Source organism: Pseudacidovorax sp. RU35E, assembly GCF_900156165.1.
GTDB lineage: Bacteria > Pseudomonadota > Gammaproteobacteria > Burkholderiales > Burkholderiaceae_C > Xenophilus.
This window is the reverse complement of sequence record NZ_FTMY01000002.1, coordinates 160,055-179,965: the sequence shown is the minus strand read 5'-3', so window position 1 is coordinate 179,965 and position 19,911 is coordinate 160,055. Positions and strand designations below refer to the sequence as shown.

18 protein-coding genes are annotated in these 19,911 nt (G+C 71.2%); 10 read left to right on the top strand and 8 right to left on the bottom strand.

Translation table 11 applies throughout. The features are described from left to right. The first annotated feature begins 27 nt into the window (after positions 1-27). Positions 28-675, top strand: coding sequence for a pyridoxamine 5'-phosphate oxidase (gene pdxH / locus BXA03_RS03685; RefSeq protein WP_076504813.1), 648 nt, complete (start codon positions 28-30; stop codon positions 673-675). Between the two features lie 3 nt (positions 676-678). Here pdxH and BXA03_RS03680 read toward each other — a convergent pair whose 3' ends face one another. After that, a complete protein-coding gene (locus BXA03_RS03680; RefSeq protein WP_076503934.1) occupies positions 679-2,031 on the bottom strand; it encodes a HAMP domain-containing histidine kinase in 1,353 nt (450 codons plus the stop codon). Continuing rightward, the gene (locus BXA03_RS03675) at positions 2,028-2,690 is read right to left on the bottom strand and encodes a response regulator (protein WP_076503931.1); all 663 of its coding nucleotides are present in this window, start codon (positions 2,688-2,690) and stop codon (positions 2,028-2,030) included. Before BXA03_RS03675 ends, BXA03_RS03680 begins: the two co-directional genes overlap by 4 nt. Positions 2,691-2,782: 92 nt before the next feature. Here BXA03_RS03675 and BXA03_RS03670 point away from each other — a divergent pair, with 92 nt between their 5' ends. Next, the gene (locus BXA03_RS03670) at positions 2,783-4,831 is read left to right on the top strand and encodes a S9 family peptidase (protein ID WP_076503929.1); all 2,049 of its coding nucleotides are present in this window, start codon (positions 2,783-2,785) and stop codon (positions 4,829-4,831) included. 51 nt (positions 4,832-4,882) lie between these two features. Here BXA03_RS03670 and BXA03_RS03665 read toward each other — a convergent pair whose 3' ends face one another. The 4 genes from BXA03_RS03665 to msrA form a co-directional block, all read right to left on the bottom strand. Next, positions 4,883-6,121: an OmpA family protein gene (locus tag BXA03_RS03665; RefSeq protein WP_234983585.1), complete on the bottom strand. Its 1,239-nt coding sequence runs from the start codon at positions 6,119-6,121 to the stop codon at positions 4,883-4,885. 549 nt (positions 6,122-6,670) lie between these two features. Next, entirely contained in the window at positions 6,671-8,791 is a 2,121-nt protein-coding gene (locus BXA03_RS03660) for a TonB-dependent receptor (RefSeq protein WP_076503925.1), read from the bottom strand. A 90-nt stretch (positions 8,792-8,881) separates the two neighbouring features. Beyond that, positions 8,882-9,295 (bottom strand): hypothetical protein, encoded by a 414-nt coding sequence (locus BXA03_RS03655; RefSeq protein ID WP_076503922.1) that lies wholly within the window; start codon positions 9,293-9,295, stop codon positions 8,882-8,884. Between the two features lie 42 nt (positions 9,296-9,337). Beyond that, positions 9,338-9,898: a peptide-methionine (S)-S-oxide reductase MsrA gene (gene msrA / locus BXA03_RS03650; protein WP_076503920.1), complete on the bottom strand. Its 561-nt coding sequence runs from the start codon at positions 9,896-9,898 to the stop codon at positions 9,338-9,340. A gap of 108 nt (positions 9,899-10,006) precedes the next feature. Between msrA and BXA03_RS03645 the strand changes: the two genes are divergently transcribed. From BXA03_RS03645 to BXA03_RS03630, 4 genes are all read left to right on the top strand, one after another. Then, positions 10,007-10,708, top strand: coding sequence for a TetR/AcrR family transcriptional regulator (locus tag BXA03_RS03645; RefSeq protein ID WP_076503918.1), 702 nt, complete (start codon positions 10,007-10,009; stop codon positions 10,706-10,708). 41 nt (positions 10,709-10,749) lie between these two features. Then, positions 10,750-11,421 (top strand): protein-L-isoaspartate O-methyltransferase family protein, encoded by a 672-nt coding sequence (locus BXA03_RS03640; RefSeq protein ID WP_076503916.1) that lies wholly within the window; start codon positions 10,750-10,752, stop codon positions 11,419-11,421. A gap of 110 nt (positions 11,422-11,531) precedes the next feature. Next, complete coding sequence (locus tag BXA03_RS03635) at positions 11,532-11,873, top strand: rhodanese-like domain-containing protein (RefSeq protein ID WP_076503913.1); 342 nt, start codon at positions 11,532-11,534, stop codon at positions 11,871-11,873. Between the two features lie 12 nt (positions 11,874-11,885). Continuing rightward, positions 11,886-13,247 carry a TolC family outer membrane protein gene (locus tag BXA03_RS03630; protein WP_076503911.1) on the top strand — a complete coding sequence of 454 codons (1,362 nt, stop codon included), beginning with the start codon at positions 11,886-11,888 and terminating at the stop codon, positions 13,245-13,247. 116 nt (positions 13,248-13,363) lie between these two features. Here the strand turns inward: BXA03_RS03630 and BXA03_RS03625 are convergent, their stop codons facing one another. After that, positions 13,364-15,001: a 3-deoxy-D-manno-octulosonic acid transferase gene (locus BXA03_RS03625; RefSeq protein WP_076503908.1), complete on the bottom strand. Its 1,638-nt coding sequence runs from the start codon at positions 14,999-15,001 to the stop codon at positions 13,364-13,366. 2 nt (positions 15,002-15,003) lie between these two features. Beyond that, positions 15,004-16,386, bottom strand: coding sequence for a phosphomannomutase/phosphoglucomutase (locus tag BXA03_RS03620; protein ID WP_076503906.1), 1,383 nt, complete (start codon positions 16,384-16,386; stop codon positions 15,004-15,006). A gap of 111 nt (positions 16,387-16,497) precedes the next feature. Between BXA03_RS03620 and BXA03_RS03615 the strand changes: the two genes are divergently transcribed. From BXA03_RS03615 to BXA03_RS03600, 4 genes are all read left to right on the top strand, one after another. After that, the gene (locus tag BXA03_RS03615) at positions 16,498-18,036 is read left to right on the top strand and encodes an AlkA N-terminal domain-containing protein (RefSeq protein ID WP_076503903.1); all 1,539 of its coding nucleotides are present in this window, start codon (positions 16,498-16,500) and stop codon (positions 18,034-18,036) included. Beyond that, the gene (locus tag BXA03_RS03610) at positions 18,033-18,626 is read left to right on the top strand and encodes a methylated-DNA--[protein]-cysteine S-methyltransferase (protein ID WP_083715864.1); all 594 of its coding nucleotides are present in this window, start codon (positions 18,033-18,035) and stop codon (positions 18,624-18,626) included. Before BXA03_RS03615 ends, BXA03_RS03610 begins: the two co-directional genes overlap by 4 nt. Continuing rightward, positions 18,623-19,537: a DMT family transporter gene (locus BXA03_RS03605; RefSeq protein ID WP_076503900.1), complete on the top strand. Its 915-nt coding sequence runs from the start codon at positions 18,623-18,625 to the stop codon at positions 19,535-19,537. Before BXA03_RS03610 ends, BXA03_RS03605 begins: the two co-directional genes overlap by 4 nt. A gap of 105 nt (positions 19,538-19,642) precedes the next feature. Continuing rightward, complete coding sequence (locus tag BXA03_RS03600) at positions 19,643-19,909, top strand: type II toxin-antitoxin system RelE/ParE family toxin (RefSeq protein WP_200803326.1); 267 nt, start codon at positions 19,643-19,645, stop codon at positions 19,907-19,909. Positions 19,910-19,911: the final 2 nt, after the last annotated feature.

The window sequence follows — 19,911 nt, the reverse complement described above, 5'->3', positions numbered from 1 at the left end:
CCATGGCCAGCGCGGACAATGCCCGCCATGAGCGATCTGAAGACCTCCCTGGCCGACCTGCGCAAGAGCTACGAGCGGGCCGAACTCGACGAAACCCACAGCGCCGCCGACCCGCTGCTGCAGTTCGAGCGCTGGCTCGGCGAGGCCATCGCCGGCCAGGTGCCCGAGCCCAACGCCATGACCGTCGCCACCGTGGGCAGCGACCTGCGGCCCTCCACCCGCATCGTGCTGATCAAGGGCTACGACGCGCGGGGCATCGTCTGGTTCACCAACTACAACAGCCGCAAGGGCCAGGAACTGGCAGGCAACCCGTTCGCCGCCCTGCAGTTCCACTGGGTCGAGCTGGAGCGCGTGGTGCGCATCGAGGGCCGGGTGGAGAAGGTCAGCGACGAGGAGAGCGACGCCTACTTCGCCAGCCGCCCGCTGGACTCGCGCATCGGCGCCTGGGCCAGCCCGCAGAGCCAGCCCATCGAGGGCCGCGGCGTGCTGGTGGCCAATGCGGCCAAGTACAGCGCCAAGTTCCTGCTGAACCCGCCGCGCCCGCCGCACTGGGGCGGCTACCGGCTGGTGCCCGAGCGCTGGGAGTTCTGGCAAGGCCGCAAGAGCCGGCTGCATGACCGGCTTTGCTACCAGCAGGACGGCCAGGACTGGATCAAGACACGCCTGGCACCCTGAGGCTCAGGGCAGGCGCAGATGAAAGCCCGCGCCGCGCCCTTCCAGACCTGGGCCCAGCCGCACCTCACCGCCCAGCCGCACGGCGGCCTGCTGCACGATGGCCAGGCCCAGGCCGGCACCCCGAGTGAGCGGGTCGGCGCCGCGGTGGAAGCGCTCGAACACCTGAGCCGACTCCCCGGGCGGAATGCCCGGCCCGTCGTCCTCCACCGAAAGGCACAGCGGATGCACCGTGTCGGCCAGCGTCACCACGATGCGTGTGCCTGCCGGTGTGTGGCCGATGGCGTTGGCCAGCAGGTTCTGCATGATGGACAGCAATGCCGCCGGCTCCACGGTGGCCATCAGCCGGTCGGGCGCGACCAGGCTCAGGTCCATCTCGCGCGCCATGGCCGCCGGGGCCATGTCCGCCAGCACCTGACGCAGCCAGTGCGCCACATCGATCAGGGGCGCCGCGGCGGTGGGCGCATCGTCCAGCCGGGCCAGGTCCAGCAACTGCTGCGTCAGGTGCGAGGCGCGGGCGATGGCCGATTCCAGCTGCTGCTGCGCCTCGCGCCGTTGGCCGGCATCGGCGGCGCCGCCCAGTGCATGGGCCTGGGTCGCGATCACCGCCATGGGCGTGCGCAGTTCGTGGGCCGCGTCCTGGATGAAGGCGCGCTCGCGGTCGATGCGGGCCTTGAGCTTCGACAGCAGCCCGTCCAGCGCCTCGGCCAAGGGCTGCAGTTCGGCATGCCGGGGCTGGAAGCCGAGCGGCGTCAGATCGTCCGGCGAGCGGCGCTGCAGCCGCTGCGTGAGCTGCCGCAAGGGCCGCAACCCCAGCGCCACCGCCAGCCAGGCCGGCACCAGCACCAGTGGCAGGGCGATGAGCAGGTAGGGCAGCACGGCCCGCGTGTTGTTGGGCACCACCCGCGCCAGCGTGCGCTCGGGCTCGGCGGCATAGACGCGCCATCGGCCGGCGTCGGCGCGGTAGACCCAGTAGGGCACGCCCTCCATGTCCATCGTGCTCACGCGACCGGGCGGCGCGTCGAGCGCCCGGTCGCGCAGCAGCGGTGCGCTGAAGAGCAGCCGCCCCTGCCGATCCTCCAGCCGGAAGACCAGCGTGCCGGTCGGGTTGCCGCCCAGGCGCAGATGGCCGTAGATCGTCTGCATGGCCTGCACCGTGGCGACCGCCTGCGCTTCGTCGTCGATGGCCGCCAGCGCCTCGCCCAGTCCACTGCCCAGCCGGCTGAGCGGCTGGCTCACCGCCAGCGATTGGCGGAAGTTCAACCACATGTAGGCCTGCAGCACCGCCAGCACCAGCACGAAGGACGCCAGCACTACGAGGAAGATGCGCCGCGAGAGCGATCGCCGCCAGAGCGTCATGGCGCCACCAGCAGGTAGCCCACGCCGCGCACCGTGCGGATGCGCTCGGCGCCGACCTTGCGGCGCAGGTTGGAGACATGGACCTCGACCGTGGCGAAGTCCAGCGCCTCGCCCAGCGGCTCCATGCGCTGGGCGAGCAGGCCCTTGGGCAGCACGGTGCCGGGCTCGCGCGCCAGCTCCAGCAGCAGGCGGAACTCGCGCGGCGACAGCTCCAGCGGCTGGCCGTCCAGCCGGGCCGCATGGCCCCGCGGCTCCAGCGTCAGGCCACCGCCCAGCGTCCAGTGTTCGCTGGCCTGTCGGGCCGAGCGGCGCAGCACGGCGCGGATGCGCGAGATCAGCTCGGCCGTCGCGAAGGGCTTGACCACGAAGTCATCGGCCCCGGCATCGAGGCCGGCGGTGCGGTCTTCCACCGCCGAGCGTGCCGTGATGACGATCACCGGCAACTGCTGCCCGCTGCGCCGCCAGCGCGTGAGCAGCGACTGGCCATCGCCATCGGGCAGGCTCAGGTCGAGCAGCACGCAGGCGAACTGCGCCGCGTCCAGCACCGCCGGCGCATCGGCAGCGCGACGCAGCCATTCGCTGCTCAGGCCCTCGACCTTGAGCGCCGCCTGCAGGGCGCGGCCGAGGTCCAGGTCGTCTTCGATGAGGAGAAGGTGCACGGCGGCGATTGTGGCGGGCGCTTTCTTTGGCGAAGCCAAAGGTGCGGTCGACACAATGCCGCGACGAGAGAGATCCCGAGGAGGAGTGTTCGATGCTTTTACCTGCCCTGCGCCGCCTTGCGGTGCTTGCCGGATCGGTGGTGCTGCTGGCCCTGGCCGGCTGCGCCACCGCGCCCCGCCACCCGGCCGTCCAGGCCGCTGCGAGCGAGGGCCGGCTGCCGCCGCTGGTGCCCATGCGCCGCTTCGTCGCCGACCTCGATTTCGCGGACGGCCACATCGTCTCGCCCGACGGCCGCCGGCTGCTGTGGCGCCAGGTGGTGGGCACGGACATCGGCCTGGCCGTGCGCCCCGCCTTGTCCGAAGACGGGGCAGCCGCGCCGGGGCGCATCCCGACCGGCACGCTGGCGCGCCCGGGTGCCTCCGGCGCCACCTATGCCTGGCTGCCCGACAGCCGCCACATCGCCTACCAGAAGGACTTCCGCGGTGACGAGAACACGCAGTTCTTCGTGGTCGACGCCGACAACCCCGAGGCCTCGCCCTGGGCCGTGACCCCCTGGCCCGGCGTGCGCTCCACCTTCGTCTCGCGCGGTGCGCCGGGCAGCGCGCGCTTCTTCTTCGCCAGCAACCGGCGAGAGCGCAGCAGCATGGACCTGTACGAGGCCGACGCCGCCACCCGCACGGTGCGGGAAGTCGCCCGCAGCGACGCCGACAGCCGCGTCATCGGCTGGCTGATCGGCACCGACCACCAGCTCGCCGCGCGCTGGCGGCAGCTCGGCGACGAGGACGGCCGCGACGTGGCCGTCGAGCTGCGCCTTCCCGATGGCGAATGGCGCCGGCTGCGCACCGTGCCGGCCTTCTCCTTCTTCTCGATCCACCGCATCGATCCTGCCGCCGGCCGTCTCTGGGCCATGACCAACATGGGCCGCGACAAGGTGGCGCTGGTCGAGCTGGACCTGTCGGCCGACCGCGAGACGGTGCTTGCCGAGCACGCCGAGGTGGACCTCGAGGGTGCCTGGTTCCCCCCTGCCGGGGGCGCGCCGTATGCCGTCTCCGCCCTGCCCGACCTGCCGCAGATGCGCTACCTGGACACCGGCATCGGCGCGGAGCTGGCGCGCGCCGCCGACGAGGCCCGCGCGCGCGAATGGATCGATGCACCCGCCGTGGTCATCCGGCCCACCAGTGCGGCGCAGGACAACCAGCGCATGGTGCTGCGTGCGACCACGCAGACGGAGGCGGTCGAGATGCTGCTCGACCGCACCACCGGCCGCCTCGAGCGGCTGACACCGACGCGCCGGCCCGAGCCCGGGCTGTTCTCGCCCATGACGCCCTTCGTCTTCACCGCCTCGGATGGCCTCAAGGTGCATGGCTACATCACGCGGCCGACCGGCGTGCAAGGAGCGGCGCCGACCGTCGTGGCGATCCACGGCGGCCCATGGGCGCGCGACAGCTGGCAGCTAGCGGGCTACACCTTCACCCAGATGCTGGCCAACCGCGGCTATGCGGTGGTGCAGGTCAACTACCGCGGCTCGGCCGGTTACGGCAAGGCGTTCATCCGTGCGGGCGACGGCGAATACAACGGCCGGATGCAGCAGGACATCGCCGAGGCCACGCAGTGGGCCATCGACCAGGGCATCGCCGACCCGAAGCGGCTGGCCGTGCTGGGTGCGAGCTTCGGCGGCTTCTCGGTGCTCGCCCAACTGATCCAGAAGCGGCAGGACTGGCGCTGCGGCGTCGACATGGTCGGCGTGGCCAACTGGCCGCGGGTGATCGAGAACTGGCCGCCCTTCTGGCGCAACCGCCACTACTTCGCACGCACCTTCGGCGACGTGAACGACCCGGCGCAGCGCGCCCGCATGCTGGCCAATTCGCCCATCACGCAGATCGACCGCATCGACGTGCCGCTGCTGGTGGTGCATGGCGACAACGACGTGCGGGTGCTGCGGCAGGACTCGGACGAGGTGGTCGACGCGCTGCGGGCGCTGGGCCGTCCAGTGACGCACCTGCGCTTCGCCAACGAAGGCCACCAGGTGCGCCACTGGCGCAACCGCCTGGCCATGTGGCGCGCCACGGAGGACATGCTGGCCGGCTGCCTGGGCGGGCGCAGCGGCGGCTTCGACCTGTTCGAGCTGGTGCCGCGCTGAACGCGGCCCCCGTAGCCGAGCTCAGCCGCCGGCCTGCCGGTGCCGAACGGCTCAGGACGAGGCTGCGCAGTCCTCGACCTTGAACTCCACGCGCCGGTCCAGCGCGTCGCTGGCATCGTCGGCGCCGGTGCCGACGATGTTCTCGCGAAAGCCCATGCCGGCCTCCTTGAGGCGCCTGGCCAGGCTGGGCGCCTCGGCCGCCAGGCGCGTGCGCACGATGGTGGCGCGCTGCAGCGACAGCCGCTCGTTGATCGACTCCGAGCCGGTGCGGCTGGTGTGGCCCGTCACGAGCAGGCAGTTGTTGTTCATCTGAGCGGCCTGCCGGGCGATCTGCCTCAGCCACATGGGATAGACGCCGCTGATGCGCGCATCGTTCAGGAACTCGGTGGAGCCGGGACGGAAGAGGAACTTGACGCTCAGCTTGCTGGCCTCCAGGCCCAGCTTGGCGAGCTGGCCGAAGCTGCGCTCGGCATCGGCGGTGCGACCCAGCTGCATCTGCGTGAGGTACAGGCCGTTGTAGACGCGCAGCTGCTGCCCGTCGGGCCGCTGGGCGGCGGCCTCGTAGCGGGTCAGCGCCTCCTGCCAGCGGCCGGCGGCATAGGCATCGATGGCTTCCTGCAGCACGGCGGTGGTGGGCAAACGCTGCAGGTACAGCGCATCCGCCTGCTGGCCGGCCGGCGTCTGGCTGGTGCGGATGTAGCCGTCGACGGCGCGGTCGCGGGTGCTCACCGGGCTGTCGCGGTAGAAGGCGGTGGGCCGGGTGTCCAGCTTCTCGTCGGCGACGCGCGCCACGGTCTGGGCGACCACGGTGCCGCTCTTGATGTCGGTGAGCGCCAGGGCCAACTGCCAGCGGCCGGCCGAGGCATCGGCCTGGCGGGTCAGCGTGCCGCTCAGCAGGTACTGCGCCTGCTCCACCGCCTGGCTGTCGACCTGGCTGACCGTGAACTGGCTGAAGCGCTCCTGCATGCGCTGCACGATGCGTTGCTGCGCAGCTTGCGTCACCTCGGTCTGCTGGCCGGTGGTGCCGTCGATCAGCGGGTCGATCACGATGCGACTCTTCTGCAGACGCGATTCGACGCGGGCCAGGAAGGCCGGCATCTTCTGCGTCTGCACGATCAGGTCGTCCACGGCCTGCTGCACCGCGCGGTCGAAGGGCATCACCTCGGTGGACGCGACAGGCTTGTTGGCGCAGGCCGCCAGCAGGGTGCCGGCGGCCGCGATCAGCAGCAGCGCACGCAGGCGCGTCCAGGCACGGAGAACGACGGCGGCAACGGCAGACGACGGATTCAACATTCACTCCTCAGATAAGCCATGTCTTGTGCCGACAGGGGTTCGCCCACCGCGGCGCGCATGTTGATGTCGATGCACCGACGCGAGGCCGGCGGGCGTGGCGGCGGCTCCGGAGCCGCTGCTTCGGTGGACACGGGCGCCGCAGCCGGCGCTGGCCGGTTGCGTACGACCGGCCGCGGCGCTGGCGATGGGGGCGCCTGCGCCGGTGCCGGCAGGGGACGGGCCAGGCAGGGTGTGGGGCACGGGGCAGGCCCGTCCGCGGCGTTCGCCGGCGCAGCCGGTGCGAGCCATCCACCCACGCCCAGCATCCATGCTCCGGCGAGCGCCGTCCTGCGCATGCGGGCTCAAGCCACGCGCACGCGGGCGCCAGACTGCGCGGCCGGGCCGGCAGTCGGGCCGTCCAGGCGGGCCGTGTGCAACATCATCGAGACGAATGTAGAGGAACACGTGCGCGCCGAACGCCTGCCGAATGGCCGGTCCGCCGAATGGCATAGGCACGCCGCCGGGCGCTGTCGCACCTGGCGGCGGCCCATGGCCGCACTGCCTGCGTCAGAAGTCGACGCGCAGTCCCACCTTCACGCTGCGGCCCGGCAGCGGGGCCCGCGGGTAGACCGTGGTGGTCAGGATCGACGTCGCGCTGTAGGCCAACTCGTTGCCCAGGTTGTCCACGCGGGCGTACCACAGCAGGCTGGCGCGCTGCACCTTCATGCGGTAGCCGACAGAGGCATTCCACAGGGTGTAGCTGCCGGTGGCGCGGTCGGTGGCCGGCACGCGGTTCTGCGCGGCATAGTGGTCAAAGCCCAGGCGCGCGTTCCACGGGCCGCTGGTCCAGGCCAGCGTGGCGCCGACGCGCACCGGGGCGATGCGCGGCAACGGCTGGCCGGTGTCGGTGTTGGTGGCGCGCACGGCGTCGGCGCGCCATTCGAGGTCGACCTTGCCGCCGGCGAGCGGGCGCAGGCCGTCGCTGCCCAGCAGACGCAGGTTGCCGCTGGCCTCGACGCCGGTGAAGCGCGCACGCACGCCACGGTAGACGTATTCGGCCAGCAGTTCCTCGTCCAGCGCAGCGGCCTGGGCTTCGTCCGAGCCCGCGACGAAGGACGCGCCCTCGTCGTTGCGCAGATTGCCCGTGGACGTCAGGCCGATGTAGTTGCGGAACTTCGACCAGTAGGCGTTGACGTGGGCATTGTTGGGCCCGGACTTCCACTGTGCGCCGATGTCCGCGCCCATCGAGCGCTCTTTCTGCAGGTTCGTGTCGCCCACTTCCCAGGCCGCGGTGGCCACGTGGGGGCCGTTGGCGAACAGCTCGTAGTCCTTCGGCGCGCGCTCGGTATAGGCCAGGTTGCCCGTGATCTGCCACTGCGGCGCCACGTTGTAGAGCAGGCCGAAGGAGGCGCTGTGCGGGTCGAAGCTGCGCTCGCCCAACGCAAAGCGGGTGATCGACGGATCGTCCGGATAGCCCTGCGACGACACTTTCACCCGCTCGGTGCGCGCCCCGAAGCTCAGCTTGCCCCACGACAGGGGCAGTTCCTCGTACAGGAAGAGCGCGTCGCTGCGCGTGCGGCTGTGCGGTGCGAAGGCCTCCTCGCCATCGGCAGCGAAGCGCGTGCGCTCGCTCTGCAGGCCGATCAGGCCCTCGAAGCCCGCGATGGGCCGGTGCCGGGCCTCGATGCGCAGGTCGTTGCCCTTGTTCATGAAGGTGGTGCCCGGCGAGCCGCCTTCGTACTCGGTGTGCTTGTAGTCGGTGTGGCTGGCCTTGGCATGGATGCTGGTGAAGAAGCCCCCGGGTCGCCATTCGCCCTCGATGGCCTGGCGCTGCTGGCGCATGCCGATGGTGACGTCGTCCTCGGCCACGGTGCCGTAGTTGCTGTGGTAGTCGCTCACCGACGCGCCGATGTAGCCTGCGCCACCGAAGAACAGCGTGCCGCCCACCGCGCCGCCACGGCTTTCGGAGGCCGAGTTGCAGATGCGCTTCTGCAGCACGTTGACACCGCCCTTGCCGCACTCCAGCCAGGTCGGCGCGTTCACATCGTCGGCATGACGGCGGAAGGCGTCGACATGCAGCGCGAAGCGGTCGTTGCCACCTTCGAGCACCACCGCGCCGCTGCCTTCCTTGCTGCCGCTGGCATAGCTGGCATCGGCCCGGCCGCCGAAACCATCGAGGGGCTCGGTCGGGATGCGGTTGTCGATCACGTTGACCACGCCGCCGACGGCGCTGCCGCCATAGAGCAATGCGCCCGGCCCACGCAGCACCTCGATGCGGTCGGTGACGAGCGCGTCGGTGGGTACCGCATGGTCGTAGCTCAGGGCCGAGGCATCGACCGAGGCGCCGCCGTTGGAGAGGACGCGGATGCGGTCGCCGTCCTGGCCGCGGATGGTGGGCCGGCTGGCGTTGGGGCCGAAATAGGTGCTGGAAACGCCGGGCAGGCCCTGCAGCGTCTCGCCCAGCGTGGACTGCGAGCGGTAGAGCAGCGCGCTGCCCGACAGCGCCTCCACCGGCGCGATGGCGTCAGCCGAGCGCAGCGGATTGCCGGTCACCGTGATGGTGCCCAGGCTGGGCGTGCCATCGGAGGCCGGCTGCGCTGCCACCTGGGCGAGGGCAGGAACAGCCTGCGACAGCACGAGGCAAACGGCCGCGCCGACGGCGTGGCGGGAGAAGGAATGAATGATCATGGAAAGCTCGTTGAATCCGGGATTGCCGCGCGTGAGCGGCAGCGCCGCACAGGCCGAAGCGCTGCGCGGCGAAAGAGAAAGCCAGGGGATTCAGCGAGCCGCGGGAGGACCGCGCGCGTCAAACAGCAGGACCCAGCGCCGAAGCGCTTCGCCCTGCATGAAGGCCATCACTGCGGCGGGTGGCAGTGCAGGCAGCATCACCGACGCCACGGTGGGCGTCGCACCATCATGCTGGAGCTGGTCGAACAGCAGGCACAGGGCACTGCCGTCCTCATGGTCGTCGAAGAGGGCCGCCAGACCCGCATGCCGCGCATGTGACCGAGCGGCTGGCGCGGACGCTGTCTGTCCACCGGCGGCGGTGAGGACATGGCCGCCGCCTGCCCCGAGGTGCAGCGTCCGGTGGGCGAGGCCCAGGACCGAGGCGAGCACCAGCACGAGCACCAGCCCGACCGCGAACGCGGTCGTGCAGCGTAGGCGCAGCAGACGCAAGGTCGAGAGCGGCATCCGGGCGGGGCGTGAGTCAGTCGGAAAGCGGGCGCAGGCCGCTCAGTCCTTCCTGACCCGGTCCGCGAAGGTCTTGCGGAACTTCTCGACCTTGGGCGCGACGACGAAGGCGCAATAGCCCTGGTTCGGGTGGTTGACGAAGTACTCCTGGTGGTACGCCTCGGCCGGCCAGTAGCGCTGCAGGGGCGCGATCTCGGTCACGATGGGCACGCCGCCATAGGCCTGGTGGCTCGCCAGCTCGGCCACCACCTCGCGCACGGTGGCCATCTGCGCGTCGTCCGTGGTGTAGATGGCGCTGCGGTACTGCGGGCCGACGTCGTTGCCCTGGCGGTCGGGCGTGGTCGGGTCATGCACGACGAAGAAGATGTGCAGGATCTCGCGCAGGTCGATGACCGCCGGGTCGAACTGCACCTTGATCACCTCGGCATGGCCGGTGGTGCCGCTGCACACCTGCTCGTAGGTGGGATGGTCCACATGCCCGTTGGCATAGCCGGATTCCACGTCCAGCACGCCTTCAACGCGGTCGAACACCGCCTCGGTGCACCAGAAGCATCCGCCCCCGAGGACGATGGTCTGCGGCGATGCGGATGGGATCTCGGACATGGCGCTTCTCCTGGGCAAACCGTCGATTGTGCCGCCTCGCCTTGACGCCTGCAGAATCGGCGGCCAATAATTAATAACCAACCGGTCATTAACTGAGTTCCAGCTTCCATGGGTTCGTCCCCCTCCCTGCCCTGCCGCCTGCGCGACGCCGTCACCGGCGCCAAGCGTGCGCGCCGCAAGGAGGCCCGTCCCGGCGAGCTGCTGCAAGCGGCACTCGACCTGTTCGTGGAAAAGGGCTTCGCCGCCACCCGCTCGGAAGACGTGGCCGCCCGTGCGGGCGTCTCCAAGGGCACGCTGTTCCTGTACTTCGGCTCCAAGGAAGAGCTGTTCAAGGCGGTGGTCACCGAGAACCTCGCCGGCCGCTTCACCGAGTGGAACCAGGAATTCGAGACCTTCGAGGGCAGCAGTCCCGACATGCTGCGCTACGCCCTCAACACCTGGTGGGAGCGTGTGGGCAGCACGCAGGTCTCGGGCATCAGCAAGCTGATGATGAGCGAGGGCCGCAACTTCCCGGAGCTGTCGGCCTTCTACCACCAGAGCGTGGTGGCGCCCGGCAACGCGCTGGTGCGGCGCATCCTGGAGCGCGGCATCGCCCGCGGCGAATTCCGCACCATGGACCTGGACCAAGCCGTGCATGCGGTGGTCGCACCGCTGCTCTTCATGATCCTGTGGAAGCATGCGCCCGAAGTGTGCGGCGGCACGACATCGCTCGACCCGACGCGCTATCTGGCCACGCAGGCCGATCTGTTGCTGCACGGCATGTGCACCCGCCACGGGCGCGCTGCGGACGGCAGCGCGGCAGGCTCCTAGAATCCCGGGCTTTGTCCGTTCTGCGTCGCCCCGCCCCCACCATGACCGCCTCCCTCGTCACCGATCCCCTGCGCTTCAACATGATCGAGCAGCAGATCCGCCCCTGGAACGTGCTCGACCTCGAGATCCTGGAACTGCTGACCGAAGTGCGCCGCGAAGACTACGTGCCCGAAGCCCACCGCGGCCTGGCCTTCTTCGACATGGACATCCCGCTCGGCGACGGCCCCGGCCAGGTCATGCTCTCGCCCAAGATGGAGGCGCGCCTGCTGCAGGACCTGCAGATCAAGAAGACCGACTCCGTGCTCGAGATCGGCACCGGCTCCGGCTACATGGCCGCCCTGCTCGGCGCCCGTGCCGCCCGCGTGCTGACTCTGGAAATCGACCCCAAGCTGGCCGCCACGGCCGCCCAGACCCTGCAGCGCAACGGCGTCGGCAACGTCGAGGTGCGCCACGCCGACGGCGCCCAGCCGCTGCCCAGCGGCCCGACCTTCGACGTGATCCTGCTCAGCGGCTCGGTCGCCCGCATTCCGCAGAACCTGCTCGGCTCGCTGAACATCGGCGGCCGTCTGGCGGCCATCGTCGGCGACGAGCCGGTGATGCGCGCCCATTTCGTCACCCGCACGGCCGAAGGCAAGTGGGACACCCAGGAACCCTGGGACACCATCGCCCCGCGCCTGCTGAACTTCCCGGAGCCCTCGCGCTTCAACTTCTGACCGGTACCGACCGCGCCTCGACCGTCATCCGTTCGCGCTGAGCCTGTCGAAGCGCTGGGCCGGGACGTTGAAGGGGCGCCAGGGACGGTCTCCTGCCCACCTCGCGCCAAATGATCGACCAAGTCCCTCCCGCCCACCTGCAAGCCTGGTTCGACCAGGCACCCGACGCGCCGGCCGTGGTGCTCGACGTGCGCGAGCCCTGGGAACTGCAGACCGCCAGCGTGAAGCCCGATGCCGGCTTCACCGTTGTGGCGGTGCCCATGAACGAGATCCCCGCGCGGCTGGCCGAACTCGCCCCCGCCCAGCGCATTGCCTGCCTGTGCCACCACGGCGCCCGCAGCCAGCGCGTGGCGGCCTTCCTGGCCCACAACGGCTACGAGCAGGTGGCCAACATCAGCGGCGGCATCGACGCCTGGTCGCAGCAGCGCGACCCTTCCGTTCCCCGCTACTGACCGGCGCACGCCATGCGCCCGTTCGTTCTTCGCGGGGCGGCCCTGGCGGCCGCCGCGCTGGCCCTGCACGGCCCCGCCGCTGCCCAGAGCCTGGGCAGCCTCTACGACGCCGCCCGCGGCTACGACGCCGGCTACCAGGCCGCCCGCGCCCAGTCAGAGGCCACCACGGCACGCGGCGAGCAGGCCCGCGCCGGCATCCTGCCGCAGGTGGGCTTGGCGGCCAGCGCCTCGCGCACCGACTCCGAGATCCGCACGCCCGTGGGTACCGGCCCGCGCGACTTCACCACCACCCAGGTCGGGGTGCAGGCCACCCAGCCGATCTACCGCCCGGCCAACTGGGCCAGCTACCAGCAGGGCCAACGGCAGGCCGCACTGGCCCTGGCCCAGCTCCAACTGGCCGAGCAGGACCTGATCGTGCGGGTGGGTCAGGCCTATTTCGACCTGCTTTCGGCCGAGGACAACCTGAGGCTCATCCGCGCGCAGAAGGCCGCGGTGGCCGAGCAACTGGCCACGGCCCAGCGCAACTTCGACGTGGGCAATGCCACCGTCACCGACCAGCGCGAGGCCCAGGCTCGCTATGACCTGGTGGTGGCGCAGGAGATCGGCGCCGAGAACGACCGCCAGGTGCGGCAGGTGGCGCTGGACCAACTGGTCGGGCGCACCGGCGCCGCGCCCTGGGCCCCGCAGGCTGGCGCGCTGCCCGCACCGCCCGCCCCTGCCGACCTGCGCACATGGGTCGCCCTGGCCGAGGACACGCATCCCGCCGTGGCCCAGGCCCGCATCGGCACCGAGTTGGCTGCGCTGGAGACCGACAAGGCCCGCGCCGGCCACCTGCCCACCGTCGACGCCACGCTGAGCTACGGCGTCAATCGCAATCCGCAGGGCACCCTGACCACCACGACGCGCACCACCGTCGATGCGGCCCAGGCCGGCGTGCAGCTGAACCTGCCGCTCTTCGCGGGCTTTGCGGTGCAGAACCGCATCCGCGAGACGCTGGCCCTGGAAGACCAGGCCCGCGCCCAGCTCGACGGCGCCCGCCGCAACGTGGCGCAGGCGACGCGCACGGCCTGGCTGGGCCTGGCCTCGGGCCGCAGCCGTGTCGCAGCGCTCGAAGCGGCCGAAGCCTCCAGCCGCAGCGCGCTCGAGGCGACGCAACTGGGCTACCAGGTGGGGGTGCGCGTCAGCCTGGACGTGCTCAACGCCCAGGCCCAGCTCTACCAGACGCAGCGCGACCTGGCCGCCGCCCGCTATGCCGTGCTGCTGGGCGACCTGCGCCTGCGGCAGGCGGCCGGCACGCTGGACGCCGAGGCACTGCGGCCGCTCGATGCGCTGCTGATGCCGGCCCCGGTGGCCGAGGCCCAGCCGTCGCGCTGAGGGCGCAGGCTGCGCGCCAGCCATCGAACCTGCGGCTGAACGAACTCATGGACGTCCGCGCATGACGGACGGAGCGCTCCCTCCCATGAGGGAGCGTGATCGACCCGGGCGGCCAATCAGCCCTTGCGTTCTTCAGGCACCACCAGTGGCGCGTCGGGGTCGAACACCGGCTCCGCGCGCTCGCCTGGCGCAGGGCTGCCAGCGGGCACGGGCGTCGATACCGATGCTGCACCCTCTCCCAGCTGCAGGATCTGCTCCGCCTGCGGGGAAACAGCCTGCATGTGCGGCTCCGTCCCCGCCGCGGGTGGCACCTCGGCAGACCCTGGCGCCATCGTCGCGTCGGGCCCGAGGGATATCGCCACCGGCTCCGGATCGGGCAGGGCTTGGCCCAGCGCCAGGATGGCTGCTGCCGTGCGTTCGGCCGCGCCGCGGTGGCTGCCGGCAAAGCCCAGTGCGGCCTGCGACATCGCGGCGCAGCGACCCTTGTCCGCCACCAGCGACAGGGCATGCACCACGGCCTTCATCATGTCGTCCACGCGCAGCGCGCCACCCGCCGCGATGGCCAGCTCGGCCGCCTCGGCAAAGTTGAAGGTGGACGGCCCCATCACGATGGGGCAGGCGCAGGCCGCCGCCTCGATCAGGTTCTGGCCGCCCAAAGGCGCGAAGCTGCCGCCCAGGAGCGCGGCTTCGGACAGGCCGTAGTACAGCGCCATCTCGCCCAGCGAATCACCGAGCCAGATCTCCTCGCCCTCGGGCGCGCCCTCGGCGGTGGAGCGGCGCACGCACGCGAAGCCACGCTGCGCGATCAGCTCGGCCACCGCGTCGAAACGCTGCGGATGCCGCGGCACGATCAGCCACTGCACGTCGCAGGCGCGCAGCCGCGGCAGGTGCCGGGCCCGCTCGCCACGCGGGCGTCCGGGGTTGCCATCTGCGACCGCCGCGGGGCCGAAGTCGTCGCTCGACGGCGCCGTGGTCCAGAAGTGGCGCAGCGCGTCGAGCAGCATGGCCTCCTCGCCGTCGCGCGAGCTGGCGAACACCACCACGGGCTTGGGCAGGCGCGCGCGAAGGGCCTGGGCATGCACCAGTTGCCGTGCATCGGGCTGCGCGTCGAACTTGAGGTTGCCGTACACGCCGCGCAGCTTGGCGCCCAGCGACACCAGGCGGTGGGCATCGGCCTCGCTCTGGGCCCACACGGCCGCGAGCGAGGCATAGGCCGGTCGCGCCAGCGAGGACCAGCGCTCGGCCTTGGCCAGCGACTTCTCGGACAGGCGCGCATTGGCCAGCGTGAGCGGAATGCCCCGCGCCGCGCAGGCGGCCGTCAGCTCGGGCCAGACCTCGGTCTCCATCAGCACGCCGATGCGCGGCCGGAAGCGGTCGAGGAAGGCGGCCACGGCCTGGGGCGTGTCCCAGGGCTGCCAGACCTGCACGTCGCCGTCCTGCAGCAGCTTGGCGCCCTCCTCCCGACCCGTGGCGGTGCCATGGGTCAGCAGGATGGGCACGCCCGGCAACTGCCGGCGCAGTTCGGCGATCAGGATGCCCGCGGCGCGTGTCTCGCCCAGCGAGACGGCATGCACCCAGCAGGCATCGCGGATCTGCAGCGCCGGGTCATACACGCCGAAGCGCTCCGCCACCGCATGGGCATAGCCCGGCTCGGCCTTGGCGCGCTTGCGCAGCTTGCGTTTGAGAAGGGGCTGCGCGAGACGGGTGAACCACCCGTAGAGGCGCAGCGCAGGGGAACGGGAAACGCGCGGCACGCTCAGTGCGCCGCCTCCGCGAAGCTCGCGTCGGGCTTGACCGACTTGAGCAGCGCCGTCATGGTGGCTTCGATGCGATGCAGGGCGTCCTGCGTCTGGCCTTCGAAGCGCAGCACCAGCACCGGCGTGGTATTGGAGGCGCGCACCAGTCCGAAGCCGTCGGCCCAGTCGACGCGGATGCCGTCGATGGTCGAGACCTTGGCGTCGGCATCGAACTTCGCCTTGGCCTTCATTTCCTCGACCAGCTTGTGCGGTTCGCCTTCCTTGCACTGCACGTTGAGCTCGGGCGTGGAGAAGCTGGTGGGCAGCGCGTTCAGCACGTCGCTGGCGTTCGGGTGGGCCGACAGGATCTCCAGCAGGCGGCAGCCGGCGTAGGTGCCGTCGTCGAAGCCGAACCAGCGCTCCTTGAAGAAGATGTGGCCGCTCATCTCGCCGCCCAGAGGCGAGTCGAGTTCCTTCATCTTGGCCTTGATGAGCGAGTGGCCGGTCTTGTAGATCAGCGGCTGGCCGCCCGCGGCCTCGATGGCCGGTGCCAGGCGCTGCGTGCACTTGACGTCGTAGACGATGGTGCCGCCCGGCACGCGCGAGAGCACGTCCTTGGCGAACAGCATCATCTGGCGGTCGGGGAAGATGTTGGTGCCGTCCTTGGTGACGATGCCCAGGCGGTCGCCGTCACCGTCGAAGGCCAGGCCCAGTTCGGCGTCGGTGGTCTGTAGGGCCTTGATCAGGTCCTTGAGGTTGTCCGGCTTGCTCGGGTCGGGATGGTGGTTGGGGAAGTTGCCGTCCACCTCGCTGAACAGCTCGATCACCTCGCAGCCGATGGCGCGGTAGATGGCCGGGGCCGAGGCGCCGGCGATGCCGTTGCCGGAGTCGACCACGATCTTGAGCGGGCGCTGCAGCTTGATGTCGCCGGTGATGCGCGCCACATACGCGGGCAGCACGTCGACCTTGCGGACGCTGCCGCCTTCGGCCAAGTCGGCGCTGCCGTCCTCCATGACCTTGCGCAGGCCCTGGATCTCGTCGCCGTAGATGGCACGGCCGGCCAGCACCATCTTGAAGCCGTTGTAGTCCTTGGGGTTGTGGCTGCCGGTGACCTGGATGCCCGAGGTGCACAGCGTGTTGGCCGCGAAGTACAGCATGGGCGTCGTCACGGCGCCGATGTCGATCACCTCCACGCCCGTGGCCACCAGGCCGCGGATCAGCGCCTCTGCCAGGGTCGGGCCCGACAGGCGGCCATCACGCCCCACGGCCACTGCGCGCTCGCCAGCGGCGCGCGCGGCGCTGCCGAAAGCGCGTCCCAGCGCCTCGGCCACCTCCGCATCCAGGGTGCTCGGCACGATGCCGCGGATGTCGTACGCCTTGAAGATCGAGGGGCTGAGTTGCATGGCTGGGAGGGGAGGAAATGACAACAAAAGTGACGGCGGCGATTGTAGGCACCGCCCCCTGGGGCTCGGATGTCCGGAAATGGCGCATTACTGCACGCCTGCACAGGTAGCATGCCTTCCATGAACACCCGGCCCGATGCCCTCGCGGATACCGAAGGCGACGCCTGTTACCTGGCGTTGAAGACGCGCGATGCGCGCTTCGACGGGGCCTTCTTCACGGCCGTGATGAGCACCGGGATCTACTGCCGACCCGTGTGCCGCGTGCGCCTGCCGCGGCGCGAGAACTGCCGCTTCTACCGTCATGCGGCGCAGGCCGAGGCAGCGGGCTTCCGCCCCTGCCTGCGCTGCCGGCCCGAGCTGGCCCCGCGTGCCGGCGGCGCGCCGGCCTGGAGTACAGAGGACGCCTCGCGCATCCTCGCCCGCCAGGCCGCACGGCTGATGGACGAGCCCGAGTTGTGGTCCGACGACGCCGACGCGCAGCCCGGCCCGCTGGTCGGTCGCATGGCCGAGCGGCTGGGCGTGAGCGACCGCCACCTGCGCCGCCTGTTCGAAGCGGAGTTCGGCGTCTCACCGCTGCAATATCTGCAGACAAGGCGACTGCTGGCCGCCAAGCAATTGCTGGCCGACACGCGGCTGCCGGTGGCCGAAGTCGCACGGGCCAGCGGCTTCGGAAGCGTGCGGCGCTTCAATGCGGCCTTTGCCGAGCGCTACGACCTGAATCCACGTGAGCTGCGCCGCGCGCGCGAGGGGGATGGCGAGGGCGACGCGGGCGGTGCCTCGCTCACCGTGCGGCTCGGGTTCCGGCCTCCGTACGACCTGGCGACGCTGCACGGATTCCTGGGACGCCGCGCGCTGGCCGGTGTCGAGCGGCTCGACGCCGATGGCCGCTTCGTGCGCACGGTGCGCATTGGCGCCCAGACCGGCTGGCTGGCACTGCGCTTCGACCTGGCCGCCTCACAGGTGCGATTGACGCTCGGCGAATCGCTGGCGCCCGTCCTGCCGATCCTGGCCAGCCGCGTGCGTGCGCTGCTCGACCTCGATGCGGACCCAGCCGCCATCCACGCGGTGCTGGGCCCGCACTTCCCCGCGGCCGAAGGCCTGCGCGTGCCCGGCACGCTCGACGGTTTCGAACTGGCGGTGCGCGCCGTGCTGGGCCAGCAGATCACGGTGGCCGCTGCCCGCACGCTGGGCAGCCGGCTGGTGCAGGCGCTGGGCGAGCCCATCGCCACGCCCATCGATGGGTTGGACCGGCTCTTCCCCACCCCCGCGGCGCTGGCCGCCGCCGATGGCGAAACACTCGGCCGGCTGGGCCTGGTGCGCCAGCGGCAGGCCGCCCTGCACGCCCTGGCCGAAGCCGTGCTGGACGGCCGGCTGGCGCTGCATGCCGGTGCCGACCCCCAACGCACCTGCGCCGCTCTGCAGGCCCTGCCCGGCATCGGCGCCTGGACCGCGCAGTACATCGCCATGCGCGCGCTGCGCTGGCCCGACGCCTTTCCCGCTGGCGACATCGCACTGCAGAAGGCCCTGGGTGTGACCCAGGCCCGCGCCGCCGAAGCCGCCTCCCAGGCATGGCGGCCCTGGCGCAGCTATGCGGTGCTCGCCGCCTGGCACGGCCTGGCCGCGCCTACCTCCTCGAAGGACCCATCATGATTCCTGTCCCTTTCCGCACCCGCCGCGTCGCGCTGCGTACCTGCCACATCGACACGCCGCTCGGCGGCGTTCTGCTGGCCGCCAGCGCCGACGGCCTGGCCGGCCTGTGGTTCGACGCACAGCGCCACCATCCCGACACCACCGGCTGGGAGCCCGACCCCGGCCACGCGATCCTGCAGGACGCCGCCGGCCAGTTGCAGGACTACCTGGCCGGCCGGCGGACCGGCTTCGACCTGCCGCTGGACCTGTCGCGCGGCACGCCTTTCCAGCAGGCGGTGTGGCGCGCTCTGCTGGCGATTCCGCGGGGCGGCACGCACAGCTACGGCGCCCTGGGCCTGGCGCTGGGCCGGCCGGCCGCCATGCGCGCCGTCGGTGCCGCCGTGGGCCGCAATCCGGTCAGCGTGATCGTGCCCTGCCACCGGGTCATCGGCGCCGACGGCAGCCTGACCGGCTACGCGGGCGGACTGGAGCGCAAGCGGGCGCTGCTCACGCTGGAAGGTGTGGCGCTCCCACAGGCGGACAAAGGGCCGAGTGCGAGGCGCGTCGGCAACGCCCCGACCGTGCGCGAGCGAACGCGGGAGGTGGCGTGAGTCCGCCGCGTTCTGCATCACGCCCCTGGCTGATCGACCTCGTGCTGCTGGCCGCGCTGTGGGGCGCGTCCTTCCTCTTCATGCGCGTCGGCGCCGCCGAGTTCGGCGCACTGCCGGTGGCGGCCATGCGCGTGGGCATCGCCGCGCTGGTGCTGGTGCCCCTGGTGCTGCTGCGTGGACAGGGCGCCGATCTGCGCCGGCATTGGCGCATCACCAGTGGCGTGGGCATGCTCAATTCGGGCCTGCCCTTCGCGCTCTTCTCGTTCGCGTTGCTGACCATCCCCACCGGCCTCGCGGCGGTGATCAACGCGACGGTGCCGATGTTCGGCGCGCTGGTCGCGTGGGCGGCCTTCGGCGACCGGCCGGATGGCTCGCGGGCACTGGGGCTGGTGGTCGGCTTCGTGGGCGTGGCGCTGCTGGCCAGCGGGTCGACCGGGCTGCACACGGGCGCAGGCGACTGGCGCACGCTGTGGGCCGTGCTGGCCTGCCTGGGCGCCTGCCTGTGCTATGGCCTGTCGGCCAGCGCGGCCCGGCGCTGGCTGCAGCCGGTGCCGCCGCTGGTCAATGCCGCGGGCAGCCAGATCGGCGCCAGCGCACTGTTGATCGTGCCCGCCGCGCTCAGTTGGCCCAGCCAGATGCCCGGCCTGCGCGCTTGGATGGCCCTGGTGGCCCTGGGCGTGGCATGCACGGGACTGGCGTACATCCTGTTCTTCCGCCTGATCGCCCGCGCCGGGCCAGCCAAGGCTTTGACCGTCACCTTCCTCGTGCCGGTGTTCGCCGTGTTCTACGGCTGGCTGCTGCTGGGCGAGCGGGTGACGGCCTGGATGCTGGGCTGCGCACTGGTGATCGTGTGCGGTGTGGCGCTGTCGAGCGGGATGGTGCGGCTGCCGCGGTGGCGGCGCACTGCTTGACGCCGCACCGAGACAGGTGGAGCGCGTGTCGCAGACCCAGTGACGCATGACGACGTGACACATTCATGCTACAGCCACATCGGAGCGGCGCCTCATGTATCGGAGGTGCTGGATGATCTGGAGCGCTTCGTCGAATACCTCGAGCAGCACGGTGCCGGCGACCTCGCGGATCGGATGCAGGAGATCATCGAGGCCTTCGACGTTCTCGCTCACAGCCCGGCCATCGGCCGCCCGGTCAAGGACGGCAAGCGCGAACTCGTGATCGGCAAGGGCAGCCGGGGCTGTGTCGCGCTATACCGGTGCGTCGCCTCCGTCGACACCGTCTTCGTCCTGTCACTGCGGGCCCAGCAGGAGTCCCGGTTCAAGCACTGAGA